The organism is Variovorax sp. GW821-FHT09B05, assembly GCF_059418265.1.
This window is the reverse complement of the sequence record NZ_JBWKPN010000013.1, coordinates 1-20,932: the sequence shown is the minus strand read 5'-3', so window position 1 is coordinate 20,932 and position 20,932 is coordinate 1. Positions and strand designations below refer to the sequence as shown.

Sequence of the window (20,932 nt, the reverse complement as noted above, 5' to 3'; positions counted from 1 at the left end):
GGCCTATGACGGACGGCACTGCCGTGGCGCCATGCAAATCGGCTACCCTCGTGCGCTGTCCTCAGGAGGAGTTAGTTGTGAACAGTTCGATGAGTGCGCGATCCCTCTGGCTGGCCATCGGCGCGGCGGCACTGGCCGCCCCCGCGTTCGCGCTGCAGATCACCAGCCTCACGCCCCAGGGCGAGGTCTCGCGCGTGCGGCAGGTGGTCGCCAAGTTCGACCAGGCCGCGGTCAACTTCGGCGATCCGAAGGCACCGGCCCCGCTGTCCGTGAGCTGCACCGACGCGCAGGCCGGCAAGGGCCAGGGCCGCTGGACCGACGCCAAGCAGTGGGTCTACGACTTCGAGAACGACCTGCCGCCCGGCGTGCGCTGCACGATCAGCCGCATCGCCTCGTTCAAGCCCGCCAGCGGCGAGCTGACCGGCCCCGAGCGCTACCAGTTCTCCACCGGCGGTCCCTTCATCCGCGACTTCGAGCCTGGCAGCTACGCCAAGATCGACGAGCAGCAGATGTTCATGCTCGAGCTCAACGGCCCGGCCACGCTCGACAGCGTGCGCGAGAACGTCTGGTGCGCGGCCGACGGCGTCGGCGAGCGCGTGCCCGTGAAGCTGATCGAAGGCGCCCAGCGCAACGAGCTGCTCAAGGCCCATGGCCGCGACAAGGCCGCCGCCAAGACGCCGCTGCGCTTCGTCACCCTGCAGTGCAACCGCACGCTGACGCCCGGCAGCAAGCTGCAGATCGTCTACGGCAAGGGCGTGGCCACGCCCTCGGGCATCGCCAACAGCGTCGAGCGCCGGCTGAGCTTCACGGTGCGCGAACCCTTCGCGGTCTCCTTCACCTGCGAGCGCGAGAACGCGCAGGCCGCCTGCCTGCCGCTGCGCCCGATGACGCTGCAGTTCAACGCGCCGGTCACGCGCAAGGTGGCCGCGGCGATCCAGCTCAAGGGCGGCGGCAAGACGCTTTCGCCCAAGTTCGACGACGAGGGCTCGGCCCAGAACGCCGACGACGTGGTGAGCTCGATCGAGTTCGCGCCGCCGCTGGCCGAGAGCACCTCCTTCAGCATCGAGCTGCCCTCGAAGTTCGAGGACGCCTCGGGCCGGCCGCTGGCCTCGCCCGACAGCTTCCCGCTGAAAGTAGCGACCGGTGCCATGCCGCCGCTGGCCAAGTTCGCGGCCTCGCCCTTCGGCGTGATCGAGCGCCTGGCCGAGCCCGACACCCCGGCCATGATGCCGGTGACGGTGCGCCGCGTGGAGCCGCAGCTGATGGTGCAGGCGCTCACGCCCGGCAAGGTCAGCGACATCAACCCGAAGACCGACGCCGAGATCATCGAGTGGCTGCGCAAGGTGCGCCGCTACGACAGCTACACCATCGCGCGCACCGAGGCCCGCAAGGACCTGCGCACGCCGCTGCCGCCGGTGCTCGACAGCAGCGACAAGAGCTACGTGCAGACCCGCACGCTGTCGCTGCTCTCGGGCCAGCCGGGCGTGAAGTCGCTCGACATGCCCAAGGCCGAGAGCGGCGACCCGCGCCCCTTCGAGGTCATCGGCATCCCGCTGACGCCGGGCTTCCACGTGCTGGAGATCGCCTCGCAGAAGCTCGGCGACGCGCTGCTCGACGAGCGCCTGGGCGCCAACCGCACGATGTACGTGCGCACCAGCGCGCTGGCCACCAACCTCGCGGTGCACTTCAAGCTGGGCCGCGAGAACTCGATGGCCTGGGTCACCACGCTCGACAAGGGCAAGGTGGTGGCGGGCGCGCAGGTGCGCGTGTCCGACTGCCGCGGCAAGGCCGTGGCCTCGGGCACCACCGGCGCCGACGGCACCGTGATGCTCGAGGGCGTGCCCTCGAAGGCGCCGAACTGCAACGGCGAGGACGAATACGGCGAGGGCTTCTGGTTCGTCAGCGCGCGCGCCAAGGACGAGAAGGGCGTGGAAGACCTCGCCTTCACGCAGAGCGACTGGCAGCGCGGCATCGAGCCCTGGCGCTTCAACGTGCCCACCAGCCTGCAGCCCGAGCCCGACCGCATCGCCCACACCATCTTCGACCGCACGCTGCTGCGCGCCGGCGAGACGGTGTCGATGAAGAGCCTGATCCGCACCCAGACCCGCAAGGGTTTCGGCCTGCCCGACGGCACGCCCGACACGCTGGTCATCACGCACCAGGGCAGCGGCCAGCAGTTCACCCAGCCGCTGGCCTGGCGCAAGACCGCCACCGGCGGCCTGAGCGCCGAGAACAGCTTCGCCATTCCGGCCGCGGCCAAGCTCGGCGTGTACGAGGTGCAGCTGCGCAGCGGCGGCGCCAAGAAGAACAACGACGAGAGCGACGACGAGGAGGACGGTGGCGGCCGCAGCTTCGCGACCGGCATCTTCCGCGTCGAGGAATTCCGCCTGCCGGTGCTAGAGGGCCGCATCGCGCCCAGCGACAAGAAGCCGCTGGTGGCGGCCACGGCCGTGCCCACCGACGTGCAGATCAACTACGTGGCCGGCGGCGGCGCGGCCAACCTGCCGGTGCGCGTGTCGGCCATGGTGCGCGGCAAGAGCCTGAGCTTCTCCGACTACGACGCCTTCAGCTTCAGCCCGCCGCGGCCGGTCGAGGCCGCGGGCCTGCAGGCGGCCACCGCGGCCGGCCCCGAGGCCACGGGCGGCGAGGAGGACCTCAACAGCGTCAGCGACACCCGCGTGATCGCCGACAAGCTGCCGCTCACGCTCAACAAGGACGGCGCCGGCAAGCTCACGATCGACAAGGTGCCCAAGGTCAAGGCCGCGCGCGAGCTGCTGCTGGAAGCCACCTACGCCGACCCGAACGGCGAGGTGCAGACCATCCGCAGCACGCAGACGCTGTGGCCCGCGGGCGTGATCGCCGGCATCAAGACCGAGGGCTGGGTCTCGACCGCGCAGAAGGTCAAGTTCCAGGCGCTCGCGCTCGACCTCGCGGGCAAGCCCCAGGCCGGCGTGACGCTCAACGTGCGCGCCGTGGCGCGCATCACCACCACCAGCCGCAAGCGCATGGTGGGCGGCTTCTACACCTACGACAACAAGACCGAGACCAAGGACATCGGCACCGTCTGCAGCGGCAAGAGCGACGCACGCGGCCTGCTGCTGTGCGAGACCGAGCTCAAGGACGCCGGCGAGGTGGAACTGGTCGCCAGCGCCACCGACAGCGAGGGCCGCGATGCCCGCGCCGCCAGCTCGGTCTACGTGACCAAGCAGGGCGAGCTGTGGTTCGGCGGCGAGGACAACGACCGCATCGACGTGCTGCCCGAGAAGAAGAGCTACCAGCCCGGCGAGATCGCCAAGTTCCAGGTGCGCAGCCCGTTCCGCTTCGCGACCGCGCTGGTGTCGGTCGAGCGCGAGGGCGTGATCGAGACCCACGTGGTGCAGCTCAACGGCCAGGACCCGACGGTCACGCTGCAGGTCAAGCCCGAGTGGGGCCCGAACGCCTACGTGAGCGTGCTCGCGCTGCGCGGGCGCCTGCGCGAGGTGCCGTGGTACAGCTTCTTCAGCTGGGGCTGGAAGGCGCCGCGCGAATGGTGGACCGCCTTCTGGTACGAGGGCAAGGAGTACGTGGCGCCGACCGCCATGGTCGACCTCAGCAAGCCCGCCTACCGCCTCGGCATGGCCGAGATCCGCGTCGGCACGCGCGCCCACCAGCTCGACGTGACGGTGGCCAGCGACAAGCCCAGCTACCCGGTGCGCGGCAAGGCGCAGGTCACGATCACCGCCAAGCTGCCCGACGGCAAGCCGGCCGCCGGCGCCGAGGTGGCGCTGGCCGCGGTCGACCAGGCGCTGCTCGAGCTGATGCCCAACGACAGCTGGGACCTGCTCAACGCGATGCTGCAGCGGCGCAGCTGGGGTGTCAGCACCTCGACCGCGCAGATGGAGATCGTCGGCCGGCGCCACTACGGGCGCAAGGCCGTGCCCGCGGGCGGCGGCGGCGGCAAGGGCCAGACGCGCGAGCTGCTCGAGACCCTGCTGATCTGGAACCCGCGCGTGGTGCTCGATGCCAACGGCCAGGCCGTGGTGACGGTGCCGCTCAACGACGCGCTGACCACCTTCAAGATCGTGGCGGTGGCCGACTCGGGCACCGACCTGTTCGGCACCGGCCAGGCCAGCATCCAGGCCACGCAGGACCTGCAGATCATCAGCGGCCTGCCGCCGCTGGTGCGCGAGGACGACCAGTTCCGCGCCCAGATCACGCTGCGCAACACCACGCAGAAGGCGATGAAGGTGGAAGCCACGCCGCGCGCCACCCTGCTCACGCTGCAGCCGCAGACGGTGGACATCCCCGCCGGCGAGGCGCGCGAGGTGGCCTGGAACGTGACCGCGCCGGCGCAGCTCGCGCAGACGCGCGCCGAGGCGATCCTGTGGGAGATCGAGGCCAAGGACACGCTGGGCGGCGCGCGCGACGCGCTCAAGGTGCGCCAGCGCATCGTGCCCTCGGTGCCGCTCACGGTGCAGCAGGCCACGCTGGTGCAGGTCGACGGCCCGTTCACCATCGACGTGGCGCCACCGGCCGACGCCCTGCCCGGCCGCGGCGGCCTGAAGCTGTCGCTGCAGCCCAAGCTGGCCGAAGGCCTGCCGGGCGTGCGCGACTGGTTCGCCAACTACCCCTTCGTCTGCCTCGAGCAGAAGACCAGCAAGTCGGTCGGCCTGCGCGACGCGAAGATGTGGCAGGGCGTGCTCGCGCAACTGCCCACCTACCTCGACAGCGACGGCCTGGCGAGCTACTTCCCGCCGCGCGACGGCGAGGCCAACGGCGGCAGCGACATCCTGACCTCGTACCTGCTGGCGGCCACGAACGAAGCGGCTTCGCTCGACCCCGCCTTCGCGCTCGCCGACGACGTGCGCGCGCCGATGGAGGCCGGCCTGATCGCCTTCGTCGAGGGCCGTCTCACGCGCGACTTCTGGAGCCCGCGCAAGGACCTGGACGTGCGCAAGCTGGCCGCGCTCGAGGCGCTGTCGCGCTACGGCAAGGCCTCGGGCGCCATGCTCGGCAGCATCACCATCGCGCCGAACCAGTGGCCCACCAGCGCGGTGATCGACTGGCTCAACATCTTGAAGCGCGTGCAGGACGTGCCGCAGCGCCAGCAGCGCATGGACGAGGCCAACAACGTGCTCAAGGCGCGGCTGTCCTACCAGGGCACCAAGCTGATCTTCAGCACCGAGCGCGACGACTACTGGTGGTGGCTGATGACCAACGGCGACGTCAACACCGCGCGCCTGCTGCTGACGGTGATGGACGATCCGAGCTGGAAGGACGACATCGGCAAGCTCGCCAACGGCTTCATCGGCCGGCAGCAGAACGGCGCCTGGCACACCACCACTGCCAACCTCTGGGGCGGGCTGGCGCTCGAGAAGTTCAGCAAGCTGTTCGAGAGCACGCCGGTGGCCGGCATCACCGCCGCCACCCTGGGCGCGGCCAAGGCGCAGGTCGACTGGAGCAAGGTCGAGCGCGTGAAGGCCAGCGATCCGGGCGGCGCGCCGAACCAGACCACCTTCTTCGGCGCCCCGGCCTCGCCGGGCAACCTGCGCAACAACGGCATGTTCCTGCCGTGGGCGGCGTCGCCCGGCGGCGCGCCGGTGCGCGACACCCTGCTCGTGACCCAGCAGGGTACGGGCAAGCCCTGGCTCACGATGCAGTCGATCGCGGCGGTGCAGCTCAAGGCGCCGTTCGCGGCCGGCTATGCGATCAAGAAGACCGTGACGCCGGTCGAGCAGGCGGTGGCCGGCAAGTACACGCGCGGCGACGTGCTGCGCGTGAGCCTGGAAGTCAACGCCAGCGCCGACATGACCTGGGTCGTCATCAGCGACCCGGTGCCCGGCGGCGCCACCATCCTCGGCAGCGGCCTGGGCCGCGACTCGCAGATCGCCACCCAGGGCGAGAAGAAGTCGGGCGCCGGCTGGCCGGCCTTCGAGGAACGCAGCTTCGAGGCCTTCCGCAGCTACTACCAGTACCTGCCCAAGGGCGTGGTGAAGATGGAGTACACGGTGCGGCTGAACAACGTCGGCGACTTCGCGCTGCCGCCGAGCCGTGTCGAGGCGATGTACGCGCCCGAGATGTTCGGCGAGGTGCCGAACGAGCGCATCAAGGTCGAAGCGGCGCGCTGAAGCCGCCCGCGCGGATGACGGTTCGGCGCAACGCGCGGCCGGCCGTCATCCCGCCTTCATCTGGGTTCGTCACCATCGCCGCCACGAACCACGAGGAGTGATCCATGGGCCTGGCCATCTGCGTCGGCATGCTTGCCGAGCTGCTCGAAGACGACCCCGAGGGCGCCGAGGCGTTCGAGGAAGACCTGGCGGAAGTCAACCGCGTGCTGGCGGCCGCCGGCCTGCCGCCGCACACCGAGCCGCGCGAGGCGATCGAGTTCGACTCGCGCGCCTCGATCGAGAGCTTCCCCTACTCCTTCATCCACTACCTGCGCCGCGCCTACGCGCACCGCGTGCTCGCGCCCGACTGGGTGGCCACGCCGCTGGCCGACGACGTCGATCCCACGGCCGACCCGAAGATCCAGACCCTGCTCGACAGCGAGGACAGCCACCTGCTGTGCCACTCGGATGCCGAGGGCTTCTACGTGCCGGTGGACTTCAAGGAAGTGCTGTTCGACGAGCGCGACGAGGACGATGAAGCCGAGGAAGAGGACGAGGAAGAGGACGACGAGGACGTCGACCTCTCGCGCGGCCCCGAGGAAGACGACATCGAGGACGAGGAAGAGGACGAGGAGGACGACGAAGCCCTGGGCCTGCCCGGCGGCATGCTCGGCTCCTCGTACCGCCTGCTCGAGGAACTGGTCTACGTGGCGCCCGCGCTGGGCATCCACCTGAACAACGGCAAGCTCGGCGACGAGGAGGCCGAGCGCATCGACGCCCTGATCGAGGACGACAACGGCCTCTACCGCGAGTACGCGGCCTGGCTGCTGCTTTACGAGGCTGCGCGACTGAGCATCGCGCATCGCACGGCGATCGTGTTCTGCTGAAGCACGCCGCGCTGGCTCGCCGGCGCGGCACGCGGTACAACGGTGGCCGGCATCCAGGAAGGACCTCTTCATGACCCGGCGACTGCTCGAAATCCGCACCTACCGCCTCAAGCCCGGCACCCTCGAGGCCTTCCACGAGGCCATGCACGCGCGCGCCGTGCCCATGCTGCGCGCCAGGGGCATGGACGTGGTGAGCTACGGCCGCGGCGACCACGAGGAAGAGAGCTACCACCTCGTGCGCGCTTATGCGAGCCGCGAGGCGCTCGAGGCCGAGCAGTCGGCCTTCTACGGCTCGACCGAATGGCGCGAGGGCCCGCGCGCCGCGCTGGTGGACCGCATCGAGACCTACCTCAACACGCTGCTCTGGGCCTCGGGCGAGGCGGTGGACAGCATGCGCGCGCTCAACGCGCCGGACTGAGTCCGGCCCGGCGCGCTTGTCATTCCCGGTCTTTCCCGATGGGCGCCGCGCGGCCGGCGGCCTACACTGACTCCAGCCGTTCCCATTCCCCCCAACCCCGTTGCTGCGATCCGCAGAAAGGCCGCTACCCATGACCACGATGGACACGATGGAAATCGCCAACACGCTCGTCGAGCTGTGCCGCCAGGGCGCCTACGAGGAGGCGCTGACGCTCTATGCGAGCGACGCGGTGAGCGTCGAGGCCGGCGGCCCGCCCGACATGGCGCGCGAGGTGCGCGGCATCGAGGCGATCCGCGGCAAGGGCGAATGGTGGACCTCGAACCACGAGGTGCACGGCATGATCGTCGCGGGCCCGTGGCCGCACGACGACCGCTTCATCGTCGGCTTCAAGATCGACGCCACCTTCAAGACCAGCGGCGAGCGCTTCACCATGGAGGAGATGGCGCTCTACACGGTGGAAGACGGCAAGATCGTGCGCGAGGAATTCTTCTACGCGGCCTGAGCCCATGGCCCTCGAGTGGCGCCACGCGATCGACGCTGTCGACTGGGACGAGCTGTCGCGGCTCTACGAGATCGCGCCGCTGGGCCACAAGCCGCCCGAGAGCCTGAAGCAGGTGTACGCCGCCAGCCTCTTCAAGTGCCTGGTCTATGAGGACGGCCGGCTGGTCGGCGCGGGCCGCGCGCTGGCCGACGGCCTCGACTGCTCCTACATCTGCGACGTGGCCGTGCACCCCGAGCGCCAGGGCACCGGCCTGGGCCGCGAGATCGTCGCGACACTGGTCGAACGCTCGCGCGGCCACAAGAAGATCATCCTGTACGCGGTGGCCGGCAAGGAGCCGTTCTATCGCAAGCTCGGTTTCCGCCGCATGAAGACCGCGATGGCGATCTTCCGCGACGAGCCGCTCGCCATCGCGCGCGGCCTGGTCGACGGCGACTGAAACCGCTCAGCGCGCGGGCGCCGCGCACGAGGCGCCGATGGTGAGCGCCAGCGGCACGTGCACGCTGCGCCGCGCCTCGGGCGCGCGCCCTTCCACCCGCTCGAGCATCAGCTCGGCCGCGGCATGCGCGGCGCCCTCGATGTCGAAGCGCAAGGTGGTCAGCGGCGGGTCCATCAGCGCGAAGGCGTCGTCGGTGCCGATGCCCACCACCGACAGCTGCGCCGGAATGCGCAGGCCGCGTTCGCGCGCGCTGCGCAGCGCGCCCGACAGCAGCCGCGTGCCGAGCGCGATCAGCGCGGTGGGCGGCGCCGCGAGCGCGAGCATCGCGTCCATCTGCGCGGCCGACGACTCGATGGCCGAGCTCAGCATGCACACCAGCGCCTCGTCGTAGCCGAGGCCCGCGCGCCGCAGGCCGTCGCGGTAGCCGAGCAGCTTCTCGCGCCCGGGCCGGATCGCGGGATTGGGGCCGAACAGCGCGATGCGCCGGTGGCCCAGCGACACCAGGTAGTCGACCGCCGTGGCCACGCCCTGGCGATGGTCCTGGCAGACCGCGTCGGCCTCGAAGCCGGTCTCGCGGTCGAGCACCACCAGCGGCAGCTTGCAGCGCGCGAAGGCGTCCTGCGCCGCGGGCAGGTCCTCGCGGCTCGGCGAGACGAACACGCCCTCGAGCCGGCGGTTCTCGAACAGGTGCAGCAGCTGCGCCTCGCGCTGCGGCTGGTCGAAGGTGCTGCCGACCAGCACCGAGAAGCCCTCGGACTGCAGCCGCGCCTCGACCGCCGCGAAGAAGGCCGAGAGGAAGGGATTGGCCATGTTCGAGACCATGAAGCCGATCGCCTTGCTGCGCCCGGTCTTCAGGTGCCGCGCGCTGAAGTTCGGCACGTAGCCGATGCCCTGCGCGGCCTTCTCGACGCGCTTGCGCACCTCGGCGCTGACGTAGCCGCTGTGGTTGAGCACGCGCGAGACGGTGGCCACCGAGGTCTCGGCGGCGCGCGCCACGTCGCGCAGCGAGACCGCCTGGCTGGGCGTTCGGCTCATAGTTTTCCCTTATGCAAACGTTCCATGGATTGCGGCCTCCTGGGTGCTCACTTTAACCTTGGAATCGATATGGAAACGTTCTCAGAAACAAGGCGCGATTTCGCCGGCCGCACGGTGCTGGTGGTGGGTGGCGGCCAGGCCGCCGGCGGCGATCCCCAACTCGTGGGCAACGGCCGCGCGATCTGCCTGCGGCTCGCGCAGCGCGGCGCGCGCGTGGTGTGCGCCGACCGCGACCTCGAGGCCGCGCGACACACGGTGGCCGCGACCGAGGCGCAGGCACCCGGTGCGCAGCATGTGGCCCTGGCCGCCGACATCGGCGACCCGGCCCAGGTGCGCGCGCTGTTCGCCACGCTGGCCGAGGGCGGCATCGTGCTCGATGCGCTGGTGCTCAACGCCGGCATCAGCGACCGCCGACCGCTGGCCGAGGTCACGCCCGAGAGCTGGGACGCGATCCTCGGCGTGAACCTGCGCGGCCACCTGCTGTGCGCGCAGGCGGCGCTGCCCGCCATGCAGCACGGCGGCGCGATCGTGTTCGTCTCCTCGCTGGCCGCGCTGATGCCCGCGGGCCGCAACCCGGCCTACGAGAGCTCGAAGGCCGCGCTGTCGGCGCTGTGCCGCGCGGTAGCGCTCGAGGGCCATGGGCGCGACATCCGCGCCAACATCGTGCGCGCGGGCCTGATCGACACGCCCATGGGCCGCGCCGCCAGCGCTGCGCGCCCGGGCCGTGCGAGCGGGCCGCTGCCCTTCGGCCGCCAGGGCAGCGCCTGGGACATCGCCAACGCCGCCTGCTTCCTGCTCTCGGACGAGGCCGCCTACATCAATGCCGCCGAGCTGCCGGTGGACGGCGGCCTGCGCCACGGCATCGCGCGCGCACCCGGCGCCGCGGCCTGAGCCTTCTCTTTCTTTTTTCCCCGCTTCCGGAGACAAGCCTTGAAACGACGTTCCCTCCTGGGCGCCGGCGCCCTCGCGCTGGCCGCCCTCGCCACCGGCGCCATGGCGCAGACACCGGCCTGGCCCGCCAAGCCGCTGCGCCTGGTCGTGCCCTTCCCGCCCGGCGGCGCGGCCGACCTGTTCGCGCGCCTCGTGGGCACCGAGCTCGCGCAGGCGCTGGGCCAGCCGGTGATCGTGGACAACCGTCCCGGCGCCGGCGGCAACATCGGCGCGCGCGAGGTCGCCAACGCGCCGGCCGACGGCTACACGCTGATGCTCGGCACCGTCGGCACGCACGCCATCAATCCCACGCTTTACGGCAACCTGCCCTACGACACACGCAAGGCCTTCGTGCCGGTGGCGATGGTGGGCTCGGTGCCCAACGTGCTGGTGGTGAACCCGGCGCTGCCGGCCAAGACCGTGGCCGAGCTCACGGCGCTCGCGAAGCGCTCGCCGGGCAAGCTCACGATGGGCTCCTCGGGCAACGGCAGCAGCATCCACCTGTCGGGCGAGCTCTACAAGCACCTCGCGCACGTGAGCATCCTGCACGTGCCCTACCGCGGCGGCGCGGCCGCGCTGACCGACCTGATCGGCGGCCAGATCGACCTGATGTTCGACAACCTGCCGACCTCGCTGCCGCACATCGCCAAGGGCTCGCTGCGCGCGCTGGCCGTGACCGGCGCGCAGCGCTCGCCGCTGCTGCCCGAGGTGCCGACCATGGCCGAGGCCGGCCTCGCGGGCTACGAGTCCACCGCCTGGTCGGGCCTGTTCGTGCCCACCGGCGTGCCCGCGCCGGTGGTGGCGCGGCTGCACGACGAGGTCGACAAGGCGCTGCGCAGCGAGCGCGTGAAGGCGCGCTACCGCGACCTCGGCGCCGACATCCTGCCGATGCCGCAGCCGGCCTTCGACCAGTTCGTGCGCAAGGAGTACGACAAGTGGGCCGAGATCGTGCGCGTCTCGGGCGCGAAGGCGGAGTAAGCGGATGCGGCCGATCGATTTCCTGCTGCGCGCCGCGCGCCGCCATCCCGACAAGATCGCGCTCTCGGGCCCCGAGGGCACGCTCCGCTACGCCGAGCTGCTGGCCCACACCGAGGCGCTGGCCGCCGCGTTCCAGACGCTGGTGCCCGATCCGCGCGGGCGCATCGCGATCTGCGCGGGCAACCACCTCGCGCACGTGGTGTCGCTGTTCGCGACCCTGCTCGCGGGCCGCATCTGGGTGCCGCTCAATCCGCGCGCCGGCGCCGACGAGCTGTGCCGCATCGTCGACTTCACCGAGGCCGCGCTGGTGATCGCCGAGCACGAGCAGGCGCCCAAGCTCGAGGCCACCGGCGCGCCGCGCGTGGTCTACCGGCCGGGCGCGCTCGGCACGGCGCCCACCGCTTGCGAACTCTCGGCGCTGCTGGCCGCGCACGCGGGCAGCCGGCCCGCGCCGGTGCGCCACGACCTGGCCGAGATCCAGGCGATCAAGTTCACCGGCGGCACCACCGGCGCGCCCAAGGGCGTGATGCAGAGCTACCGCGCGTGGAACACGACCATCGTCTCGATCATGCAGGCGATGAAGCTCGACGCCGACGAGCGCTACCTCGCGGTGGCCTCGATCACGCACGGCACCTCGACCTTCCTGCTGCCGGTGCTCGGCAGCGGCGGCACGGTGCTGCTGCCGCGCTCGACCAGGCCGCGCGAGGTGCTCGACCAGCTCGAGCACGACCGGGTGACCGCGGTCTTCATGCCGCCCACGCTGATCTACAGCCTGCTCGAGGACCCGACGGCGCGCGGGCGCGACTGGCGCGCGCTGCGCCACTTCGTCTATGCGGCGGCGCCGATGCGCAGCGCGAAGATCGTGGAGGCGCAGCAGGTGTTCGGCCATGTCGAGACCGGCTACGGCCAGACCGAGGCGCCGGCGATCATCTCCTACATGCCGGTGGAGGACGCGCTCGATCCGCGCAACCTCGAGTCGGTGGGCCGCGCCGCGCTGATGACCGAGGTCGCGATCATGGACCCGGCCGGCGCGCTGCTGCCGCCGGGCCAGGGCGGCGAGGTGGTGGTGCGCGGCGACCTCGTGATGTCGGGCTACTGGAAGCAGCCCGAGAAGACCGCCGAGGCCTTCCACGACGGCTGGCTGCGCACCGGCGACGGCGGCTACCTCGACGAGCGCGGCTTCCTGTTCCTCAAGGACCGCATCCGCGACCTGATCATCACCGGCGGCTTCAACGTCTACCCGACCGACGTGGAGAACGTGCTGGGCCGGCATCCCGCCGTCTACGACTGCGTGGTGATCGGCGTCGACGACGACAAGTGGGGCGAGGCCGTGCATGCCGCGGTGCAGTTGCGCGAGGGCGCGGCCTGCGAGGCCGCCGAGCTCGTCGCCTGGGTGCGCGAGCGGCTCGATCCCGTCAAGACGCCGAAGGCGGTGCACTTCTTCGACGCGCTGCCGCGCACCGCGAACGGCAAGGCCTCGAAGAAGGACGCACGCATCGAAGTGCTGCGGCGCATGGGCGCCGGCAGCGAGACCTCCCCACCGCATCACGCCACGCCATGAATCCGACCCCACCATCCGACCGCCACGCCCTCGTCACCGGGGGCTCCTCGGGCATCGGCCTGGCGATCTGCCGCCGCCTCATCGAGAGCGGCTGGCAGGTCACCAGCCTCGACATCCAGCCTCCGCCCGACGCGCGCAGCGGCGCGCACCTGCGCGTGGACATGGGCGACCGCGAGGCGCTCGCCGCCGCGCTCGCCGACGCCTGCGGCCGCCACCGCTTCACCGGCCTGGTGAACAACGTGGCCGCGATCCGCCCGGCGCCACTCGAGAGCACCTCGCTCGACGACTTCGACCTGCAGATCGGCGTGACCGCGCGCGCCGCGCTGCAGTGCGTGCAGGCCGTGCTGCCCGCGATGCGCGCGGCCGGCGGCGGGCGCATCGTCAACATCACGAGCCGCGCCGCGCTCGGCAAGGAACTGCGCAGCGGCTACTCGGCCGCCAAGGGCGCGCTCAACGCGCTCACGCGCACCTGGGCGCTCGAGCTCGCGGCGCAGGGCATCACGGTCAACGCGGTGGCGCCGGGCCCGATCGCCACCGAGGCCTTCAAGGCCGCGAACCCGGCCGACAGCCCGCGCACGCGGCGCATCGCCGAGGGCATCCCGGTGCAGCGCTTCGGCGAGCCCGCCGAGGTGGCGCACGCGGTCGACGCCTTCATGCACCCGATGGCCTCGTTCATGACGGGCCAGGTGCTCTACGTCTGCGGCGGCATCACCGTGGGCCTGGCGGGCTGAGGGGGTCAACGATGACGATCACCACCGAGATCGGCTACACCACCCCCGACGCGATCCACGTGCGCGGCCTGAATCTCGCCACCGAGATCATCGGCAAGCTCGACTTCGTCGAGATGCTGTGGCTGCTCGCGATGGCGCGGCTGCCCGAGCCGCGCGAGAAGGCGATGGTCAACATGCTGCTGGTGACCGCGGCCGACCACGGCCTCACGCCGAGCGCGATCGCCGCGCGCATGACCTGGCTCGGCGCGCCCGAGTCGCTGCAGGGCGCGGTGGCTGCAGGCCTGCTGGGCGCGGGCTCGAACTTCCTCGGCACGGTGCAGAACGTCAGCGAGATGCTGCTCGCGGCCGCCGCGGGCCTCACCGACGACGCGAGCGATGCCGAGGTGCGCGAGCGCGCGGCCACGCTGGTGCGCGAGCGCCGGCAGGCGAAGCGCAGCATCCCGGGCATCGGGCATCCGATCCACGTCGACGGCGATCCGCGCGTGCCGACGCTCATGGCCGTGTCGAAGGCCAACGGCTACTTCGGGCGCCACTGGCGGCTCGCGCTCGCGCTGGTCGAGGTGCTGCGCAAGGACCATGGCCGTCACCTGCCGCTCAACGCGGCCGGCGCCAACGGCGCGGTGCTCGCCGACATGGGCCTCGACCCGCTGCTGGGCCGCGGCCTCGCGCTGGTCGGGCGCGCGGCCGGGCTGGTCGCGCATGTCTGCGAGGAATCGCGCGCGCCGACCGGGCAGCAGCTCTGGGACCTGGTGCTGCGGCAGGACGCGCGCAACGTGCTGCCCGCCGACAAGCGCTGACAAGCGCCGAGCCACGGGCCGTCGTTACGCGCGTTACGGCGGTGACGCGGCGGCCGCCGCCGCGCGTTGCCGCGGCGCCCGCGCGCTTCGAAGATGCGCGCCATGCGACATCTTCCCGCCACCCTCCTCGCGCTGTCTGCGCTGCTGCTGCCGCTGGTCGGCCATGCCGAACGCACCGGCTTCGACAGCCCTCCCGAATCGCTCGCCGCCCGGGTCCTCGGCGACCGGCCCGGCACCCTCGTCGCGGGCATCTGGCGCGATGGCGCGGCGCGCTACGCGATCCAGCGCAATGCGCCGGGCCGCGTCGGCCCCGCAAGGCCGATGGCACCGACACAGGCGCAGCCGGTGTTCGAGATCGGCTCGATCAGCAAGGTCTTCACCGGCCTGCTGCTCGCACAGGCCGTGGAGCGCGGCGACTTCTCGCTCGACGACACGCTGGGCCGGCTGCTCGCCGACAAGGCCACGCTGCCGCCGCCCGTGGCCGCGATCACGCTGCGCCAGCTCATCACGCACACGGCCTGCCTGCCGAACCTGCCCTCGCTGCCGGCGCGCCCGCCCGGGCTCGACTCCAATCCCTTCGCCAGGCCCACGCGTGCGCACCTGATGGTGGCGCTCTCCACGCTCGAGTTCACGCAGTCGCCGCCCTGCGCGCCGCGCTACGGCAGCCTGGGCATCGCGCTGGTCGGGCAACTGCTGTCGGACCGCTATGGCCAGCCCTGGGACCAGCTGGTGCGCGAGCGCATCGCCGCGCCGCTGGGCATGAAGGACACGGTGCAGCACCTCGACGCGGCGCGCGCGAAGCGGCTGCCCCAGGGCTACGCGGGCAACGCGGCGCGCGCGCCCTGGGAATTCGGCGCGCTGGCCGCGGCCGGCGCATTGCGCAGCACCGCGCCCGACCTGCTGCTGTTCGCACGCGCATTGATGGCCGGCCGCGCGGGGCCGCTGGGCGCCGCGGCCGAGCGGCTGCGCGAGCCGCTGTCGGCGCAGGGCGAGTACGACGTCGGCTATGCGCTGCGCATGCGCGATCCGGCCGCGGGCGGCGCGCAGCGGCGCATCTATTTCCACACCGGCCAGACCGGCGGCTACCGCGCGCTGCTCGCGTTCTCGCCAGCCACCAGCGAAGCGTTGGTGCTGCTCGCGAGCAACGACGCGGCCGCGGTGGTGCCGGTGCTGGACGCGCTCACCCTCCCCCTCGCCGCGAAGTAGCCATGCGGGCCGTCCCGGGGTGGCTGGCGCGCGATTGCCGGCACAATCCCCGCGGACACACCTGCATGAACACACGATTCGTCGAAGCCTTTCTCTGGGCCGCGCGGCTGGGCAGCTTCCGGGCCGCGAGCGACCGGCTGCACATCACGCAGGCGGCCGTGTCGAACCGCGTCGCCTCGCTGGAAGAAGACATCGGCGCGCGCCTGTTCGAACGCGACGCGCGCGAGCTGCGGCTCACGCCCGTCGGCGTGCGCCTGATGGACTACGGCGAGCGGCTGCTCGAGCTGCGCCGCGAGATCGTCTCGCTGGGCCGCCCGCGCGAGGACCTGCTGGGCCTGGTGCGCATCGGCGCGATCGAGACCGTGGTCCACACCTGGCTGCTGGGCTTCCTCACCAACCTGCGCTCCACCTACCCGGGCATCGAGGTGCAGCTCACCTCCGAGACCACGCTGGCGCTGCACCGCGGCCTGCGCGAGGGCGCGCTCGACATCGCGCTGCAGACCGACCACATCGCGGGCGCGGGCATCGTGAGCACGCCCTGCCTGCCGATGCCCATGGGCTGGGTCGGCCAGATGAGCGCCGAGGGCACGCAGACAGTGGAGCAGCTGCTGCGCCAGCCGGTGCTGACCATGAGCCCGGGCTCGCAGCCGCACGAGGCGCTCAAGAACCTCTACCGCGCGGTGGGCATCCCGCTGGGCAAGGTGCATTGCGTGAGCTCGATCTCGGCGCTCGCGCGGCTGGTGAAGGCGGGCTTCGGCAATGCGCTGGTGCCGCTGCCGCCGGTCTACGAGTACGTGGCGGCCGGCGACGTACGCATCATCGAATGCGATGCGCTGATCTCGCCGCAGCGGCTGGTGGTGAGCCATCTCGAGGCCGCCGACTCCGACGCCATCCGGCTCGTGGCCGAGCTGGCCTGCCGGGCCTCCGACCAGTTCACGGCCGCGGCAATTGCACCAATCTGGAGCGGAGCCATAGAGGGTTAACCCTCGAAACAGCGCATTTGCGCCCCATCGAGGGGCCAGTAATTCTTGTGGCTGTCGCCCAGAAAAACTCGTTTGTGACAGCCTGACCCCGCGACGGAAGATCGCGCCTTCTTTTTTCGAAGGCCCGCTCCCGCTTCCGCCGCCATGACTTCCACCGCTTCCGTCACCGAACCTTCCGCCGCCGAGAACGGCCTGCTCTTCGTCGCCTGCGACGTCGATCCCGCGGCCGACGAGGCCGACTTCAACCGCTGGTACGACCGCGAGCACGTCGAGGAACGCGTGCGCATCCCGGGCTTCCTTTCCGGCGCGCGCTATGTCTCGCTCGAAGGCGGCCGCCGCTACCTCGGCCTGTACCGCACCGCCTCGCTCGAGGTGTTCCGCTCGGCCGGCTACCGCGCCGCCTTCGAGCGCCAGACGCCGTGGTCGATCGCCAACCTCGACCGCATGCGCGATCCGATCCGCCGCGTCTGCGCGGTGCGCGCCGTCACCGGCTTCGGCAGCGGCAGCCACATCGCGGTGCTGCCGCTGGCCGTGGCCAGCGATGCCGCCGCGCTCGCCGAACGCGCCGCCGAGGCCGGCCGCCGCCTCGCCGAACAGCCGGGCTTCGTCCAGTCCTTCCTGCTGCAGCCCGATGCCGCGCTGAGCACGCCGCTGCCGCGCGAGCGCAGCGAAGGCCGCGTGCTGCAGCCGATGCTGGTGGTCGAGACCAGCGGCGCCGATGCCGCCCGCGCCGCGCGCGCCACGGCCGCCGCCGCGCTCGATGCCGATCCCGCGAGCGGCTGGCTGCTCGCGCTCGGCTGGAAGCTGCACGCCGGCGAGCTGGCCTGACCGACCGCCTCCTTCACCTTCTTCCTCATTCCAGGATCCTCATGACCGAACACGCTCTCCCGGCCGCGTCCGCCGCGCACGGCGCCAAGCCCGCCAAGATGGGCCGCCTCGCGATGGCCAGCTCCATCGGCACCACGCTCGAGTGGTACGACTTCACCGTCTACAACATCATGGCGGCGCTGGTCTTCAACGCGATCTTCTTCCCCTCCTTCGATCCGCTGACCGGCACCATCCTCGCCTTCTCGACCTACGCGGTCGGCTACATCTCGCGCCCGCTCGGCGGCGTCGTCTTCGGCCACCTCGGCGACCGGCTCGGCCGGCGCTTCGTGCTGGTCGCCACGCTGGTGATCATGGGCGTGTCGACCGGCCTCATGGGCCTGCTGCCGACCTACGCGAGCTGGGGCATCTGGGCACCGGTGGCGCTGGTCGCGCTGCGCTTCGTGCAGGGCGTGGCGCTCGGCGGCGAATGGGCCGGCGCGGTGCTGCTGTCGATGGAACACGGCAAGCCGAACGAGCGCGGCCGCAACGCCTCGTTCACGCAGGTCGGCCCCTCGGCCGGCACGCTGATCGGCACCGGCTTCATCGCCGCCGTGTCGGCCTGGCTCAGCCCCGAGGACTTCCAGTCCTGGGGCTGGCGCATCCCCTTCGTCTCGAGCGTGGCACTGGTGCTGTTCGGCCTGTGGCTGCGTCGCGGCGTCGAGGAAACGCCGGTGTTCCGCGAGATGGAGCAGAAGCAGGAGACCGCCAAGACCCCGATCAAGGAAGTGCTGGGCCAGCACTGGCGCCGCCTGCTGGTGGCCGGCGGCTCGCGCATCGGCTCCGACGTGCTCTATGCGCTGGTGGTGGTGTTCACCCTCACCTACGTGACCACCGTGCTGCACCTGTCGCGGCCGCTGGCGCTGACCGCGACCATGATCGGCGCGGCCTGCAACGCGATCTCGGTGCCCTGGTTCGGCAGCCTGTCGGACCGCATCGGCCGCCGTCCGGTCTACATCATCGGCGCGCTCTGCGGCATCGTCTGGGCCTTCGTGTTCTTCGTGCTGATGGACAGCGCCAAGCCGCTCGCGATCTGCGCCGCGGTGGTGGTCGGCCTCGTGATCCACGCCATGATGTACGGCCCGCAGGCCGCCTTCGTGACCGAGCAATTCCCGAACCGCGTGCGCTATGCGGGCTCCTCGCTGGCCTACACGCTGGCCGGCATCCTCGGCGGCGGCTTCGCACCGCTGATCATCGCCAGCCTGTTCAAGTCCTACGGCAGCACGCTCGCGGTCTCGCTCTACGTGACCGGCGCGCTGTGCCTCACGCTGGTCGCGCTGCTGGTGGCGCGCGAGACCGCGCACGAACCGCTGGAGGCCTGAAGCGATGACGCGCAACACCCTGCACATCGCCTGCGAAAGCATCGCCGAGGACGGCACCCGCAGCAGCGCGCTGCACGCCGTCGCGCCCAGCGCGCTGGTGGTGGCCGGCTGGACCGGCCGCGACAGCGCCGCCATCGAGCACCACATCGAGGAGCTGGCCGCGCTCGGCGTGCCGCGCCCCTCGAGCGTGCCGCTGTACTACCGCATGGCCTCGCTGCTGCTCACGCAGTCTTCCGAGATCGAGGCGCTCGGCGACCAGAGCTCGGGCGAGGCCGAACCGCTGCTGTTCTTCTCGCGGGGCGAGTGGTGGCTCGGCGTGGCCTCGGACCACACCGACCGCCAGGTCGAGAGCTATTCGGTCGCCGTCTCCAAGCAGATGTGCGCCAAGCCGCTGGCCGCCTCGGCCTGGCGCTGGCGCGACGTGGAGGCGCACCAGGACGCCATCGAGCTGCGCTCGCGCATCCTCGAGGACGGCCGCTGGGTCGACTACCAGCGCGGCACCCTGGCCGCGATCCGCCCGCTGGCCGCGCTGCGCGACGGCCTGCCGGGTCTTGGCAAGGAACCCGAGGGACTTTTCATGACCTGCGGCACACTGGCGGCGCTGCCCAACGCGCGCGGCGAGGCCATCCGCCCCGCCGCGCAGATGGAAATCGAGTTGCATGACGCGCGCCTGCAGCGGCGCATCGTCCACCGCTATGCGGTGCGCGTCCTGCCCGTGATCGCCTGAACGCCTTGTCCTCCTTCATGACAACACAGAACGACTCCACCATCGGCGCGCTGCGCGCGCGCATCGCCCGCGGCGAACTCACGCACGAGGCGCTGATCGAGCAGGTGCTAGCCGCCGCCACGCAGCCCGCGGCCGCGAACGTCTTCACCCGCCTCTACGCCGACGCCGCCCTGGCCGCCGCGCGCCATGCCGATGCCGCCCACAAGGCCGGCGTGCAGACCGCGCCGCTCGCCGGCCTGCCGGTCTCGATCAAGGACCTCTACGACGTGGCCGGCGAGACCACCCTGGCCGGCTCCATCGCCTGCCAGGGCGAGCCTCCGGCCGCGCGCGACGCGGCCGTGGTGACGCGGCTGCGCACGCAGGGCGCGGCCATCGTGGGCCGCACCAACATGACCGAGTTCGCGTTCTCGGGCGTGGGCATCAACCCGCACTACGGCACGCCGCGCAATCCGGCCGACGCCGAGGTCGCGCGCATTCCCGGCGGCTCCTCGTCGGGTGCCGCGGTGTCGGTGGCGCTGGGCCTCGCGGTCGCGGGCCTGGGTTCGGACACCGGCGGCTCGATCCGCATCCCGGCCGCGCTGTGCGGCATCGTCGGCTTCAAGAGCACGCAGTCGCGCGTGCCACGCACCGGCGCCTTCGAACTCGCGCGTTCGCTCGACACGGTGTGCGCGATGGCGCGCAGCGTCGAGGATTGCCTGATCGCCGACGCCGCGATCGCCGATGCGCCGCTCGTGGTGCGGCGCCGGCCGGCGCAGGGGTTGCGGCTCGCGGTGCCGCAGACGCTGATGTTCGATGCGATCGAGCCTGGCGTGGCGCGGGCTTTTGAGCGGGCGGTGCAGGCGCTGTCCAAAGCCGGGGCGCAGATCGTGGAGATTGCGTTGAGCGAGCTAGCGGAGATCGGGACGGTCAATGCGCCGGGGGGGTTGTCGCCTATCGAGGCTTCGGCTGTGCATCGGGAACGGTTTGCTTCGAAGCGCGAGGCGTTTGATTCTCGGGTTGCGGCGCGGATTGCCCTGGGGACCGAGGTGCGGGCTGCCGATTACATCGCGTTGCTGGATCGGCGGCGGGAGTGGATCTCGCGGGTCGAGGGGCGGCTTGAGGGGTTCGATGCGTTGCTTTGTCCTACGGTGCCTATCGTGGCGCCTGCCATTGATTCGTTGGCTGAGGATTCGGCGTTTTTCCAGGCTAACGGACTGTTGTTGCGGAATACGTTTGCGATCAATTTGATGGATGGGTGTTCGTTCAGCTTGCCTTGTCATTCGGCTGGGGAGTTGCCTGTTGGGTTGATGTTGTCTTCGGTTAATGGGGATGACTCGCGGTTGGCTGGGGTTGCTTTGGCTGTTGAGGACGTGCTGCGGTTGAATTGAGGTTGGGTTCTTTTTTTAGGCTGTAGGCCGGGTCTCGCCCCGGCGGGCGACTTACTTTCTTTGTCTCGCCAAAGAAAGTAAGCAAAGAAAGGCGACCCCACT

17 protein-coding genes are annotated in these 20,932 nt (G+C 71.2%); 16 read left to right on the top strand and 1 reads right to left on the bottom strand.

Features of this window, described 5'->3' with window-relative positions; translation table 11 throughout:
* The first annotated feature begins 89 nt into the window (after positions 1 to 89).
* The 5 genes from AC07RM_RS28830 to AC07RM_RS28810 all read left to right on the top strand — a co-directional run bounded on the left by AC07RM_RS28830 (position 90) and on the right by AC07RM_RS28810 (position 8,329).
* Positions 90 to 6,107 carry an alpha-2-macroglobulin family protein gene (locus tag AC07RM_RS28830; protein ID WP_495336723.1) on the top strand — a complete coding sequence of 2,006 codons (6,018 nt, stop codon included), beginning with the start codon at positions 90 to 92 and terminating at the stop codon, positions 6,105 to 6,107.
* A 104-nt stretch (positions 6,108 to 6,211) separates the two neighbouring features.
* Positions 6,212 to 6,973 (top strand): putative DNA-mimic protein, encoded by a 762-nt coding sequence (locus AC07RM_RS28825; protein WP_057596396.1) that lies wholly within the window; start codon positions 6,212 to 6,214, stop codon positions 6,971 to 6,973.
* 70 nt (positions 6,974 to 7,043) lie between these two features.
* Positions 7,044 to 7,391, top strand: coding sequence for an NIPSNAP family protein (locus AC07RM_RS28820; RefSeq protein ID WP_057596395.1), 348 nt, complete (start codon positions 7,044 to 7,046; stop codon positions 7,389 to 7,391).
* Between the two features lie 130 nt (positions 7,392 to 7,521).
* Complete coding sequence (locus AC07RM_RS28815; protein ID WP_444814270.1) at positions 7,522 to 7,893, top strand: nuclear transport factor 2 family protein; 372 nt, start codon at positions 7,522 to 7,524, stop codon at positions 7,891 to 7,893.
* A 4-nt stretch (positions 7,894 to 7,897) separates the two neighbouring features.
* Entirely contained in the window at positions 7,898 to 8,329 is a 432-nt protein-coding gene (locus AC07RM_RS28810) for a GNAT family N-acetyltransferase (RefSeq protein WP_495336722.1), read from the top strand.
* A gap of 6 nt (positions 8,330 to 8,335) precedes the next feature.
* Here the strand turns inward: AC07RM_RS28810 and AC07RM_RS28805 are convergent, their stop codons facing one another.
* A complete protein-coding gene (locus AC07RM_RS28805) occupies positions 8,336 to 9,364 on the bottom strand; it encodes a LacI family DNA-binding transcriptional regulator (RefSeq protein ID WP_261217758.1) in 1,029 nt (342 codons plus the stop codon).
* 69 nt (positions 9,365 to 9,433) lie between these two features.
* Here AC07RM_RS28805 and AC07RM_RS28800 point away from each other — a divergent pair, with 69 nt between their 5' ends.
* From AC07RM_RS28800 to AC07RM_RS28750, 11 genes are all read left to right on the top strand, one after another.
* Positions 9,434 to 10,255, top strand: coding sequence for an SDR family NAD(P)-dependent oxidoreductase (locus AC07RM_RS28800; RefSeq protein ID WP_495336721.1), 822 nt, complete (start codon positions 9,434 to 9,436; stop codon positions 10,253 to 10,255).
* 39 nt (positions 10,256 to 10,294) lie between these two features.
* Positions 10,295 to 11,272, top strand: coding sequence for a tripartite tricarboxylate transporter substrate binding protein (locus AC07RM_RS28795; protein WP_296792721.1), 978 nt, complete (start codon positions 10,295 to 10,297; stop codon positions 11,270 to 11,272).
* A gap of 4 nt (positions 11,273 to 11,276) precedes the next feature.
* Positions 11,277 to 12,833 carry a class I adenylate-forming enzyme family protein gene (locus AC07RM_RS28790; RefSeq protein WP_495336720.1) on the top strand — a complete coding sequence of 519 codons (1,557 nt, stop codon included), beginning with the start codon at positions 11,277 to 11,279 and terminating at the stop codon, positions 12,831 to 12,833.
* The gene (locus AC07RM_RS28785) at positions 12,830 to 13,564 is read left to right on the top strand and encodes an SDR family oxidoreductase (RefSeq protein ID WP_495336719.1); all 735 of its coding nucleotides are present in this window, start codon (positions 12,830 to 12,832) and stop codon (positions 13,562 to 13,564) included. The genes AC07RM_RS28790 and AC07RM_RS28785 overlap by 4 nt, the downstream gene beginning before the upstream one ends.
* Before the next feature lie 11 nt (positions 13,565 to 13,575).
* Positions 13,576 to 14,361 (top strand): citryl-CoA lyase, encoded by a 786-nt coding sequence (locus tag AC07RM_RS28780; protein ID WP_495336718.1) that lies wholly within the window; start codon positions 13,576 to 13,578, stop codon positions 14,359 to 14,361.
* Between the two features lie 102 nt (positions 14,362 to 14,463).
* Positions 14,464 to 15,567, top strand: coding sequence for a serine hydrolase domain-containing protein (locus AC07RM_RS28775; protein ID WP_495336717.1), 1,104 nt, complete (start codon positions 14,464 to 14,466; stop codon positions 15,565 to 15,567).
* 65 nt (positions 15,568 to 15,632) lie between these two features.
* Positions 15,633 to 16,550, top strand: coding sequence for a LysR family transcriptional regulator (locus AC07RM_RS28770; RefSeq protein WP_093348530.1), 918 nt, complete (start codon positions 15,633 to 15,635; stop codon positions 16,548 to 16,550).
* A gap of 144 nt (positions 16,551 to 16,694) precedes the next feature.
* Positions 16,695 to 17,378, top strand: coding sequence for a hypothetical protein (locus AC07RM_RS28765; RefSeq protein WP_495336716.1), 684 nt, complete (start codon positions 16,695 to 16,697; stop codon positions 17,376 to 17,378).
* Between the two features lie 41 nt (positions 17,379 to 17,419).
* Positions 17,420 to 18,736, top strand: a complete 1,317-nt coding sequence (locus tag AC07RM_RS28760; protein WP_093348525.1) for an MFS transporter — start codon at positions 17,420 to 17,422, stop codon at positions 18,734 to 18,736.
* Positions 18,737 to 18,740: 4 nt separating this feature from the next.
* On the top strand, positions 18,741 to 19,463 hold the full coding sequence (locus AC07RM_RS28755) for a DUF2848 domain-containing protein (RefSeq protein ID WP_495336715.1): 723 nt from the start codon (positions 18,741 to 18,743) through the stop codon (positions 19,461 to 19,463).
* 17 nt (positions 19,464 to 19,480) lie between these two features.
* Positions 19,481 to 20,830: an amidase gene (locus AC07RM_RS28750; RefSeq protein WP_495336714.1), complete on the top strand. Its 1,350-nt coding sequence runs from the start codon at positions 19,481 to 19,483 to the stop codon at positions 20,828 to 20,830.
* Positions 20,831 to 20,932 lie beyond the last annotated feature (102 nt).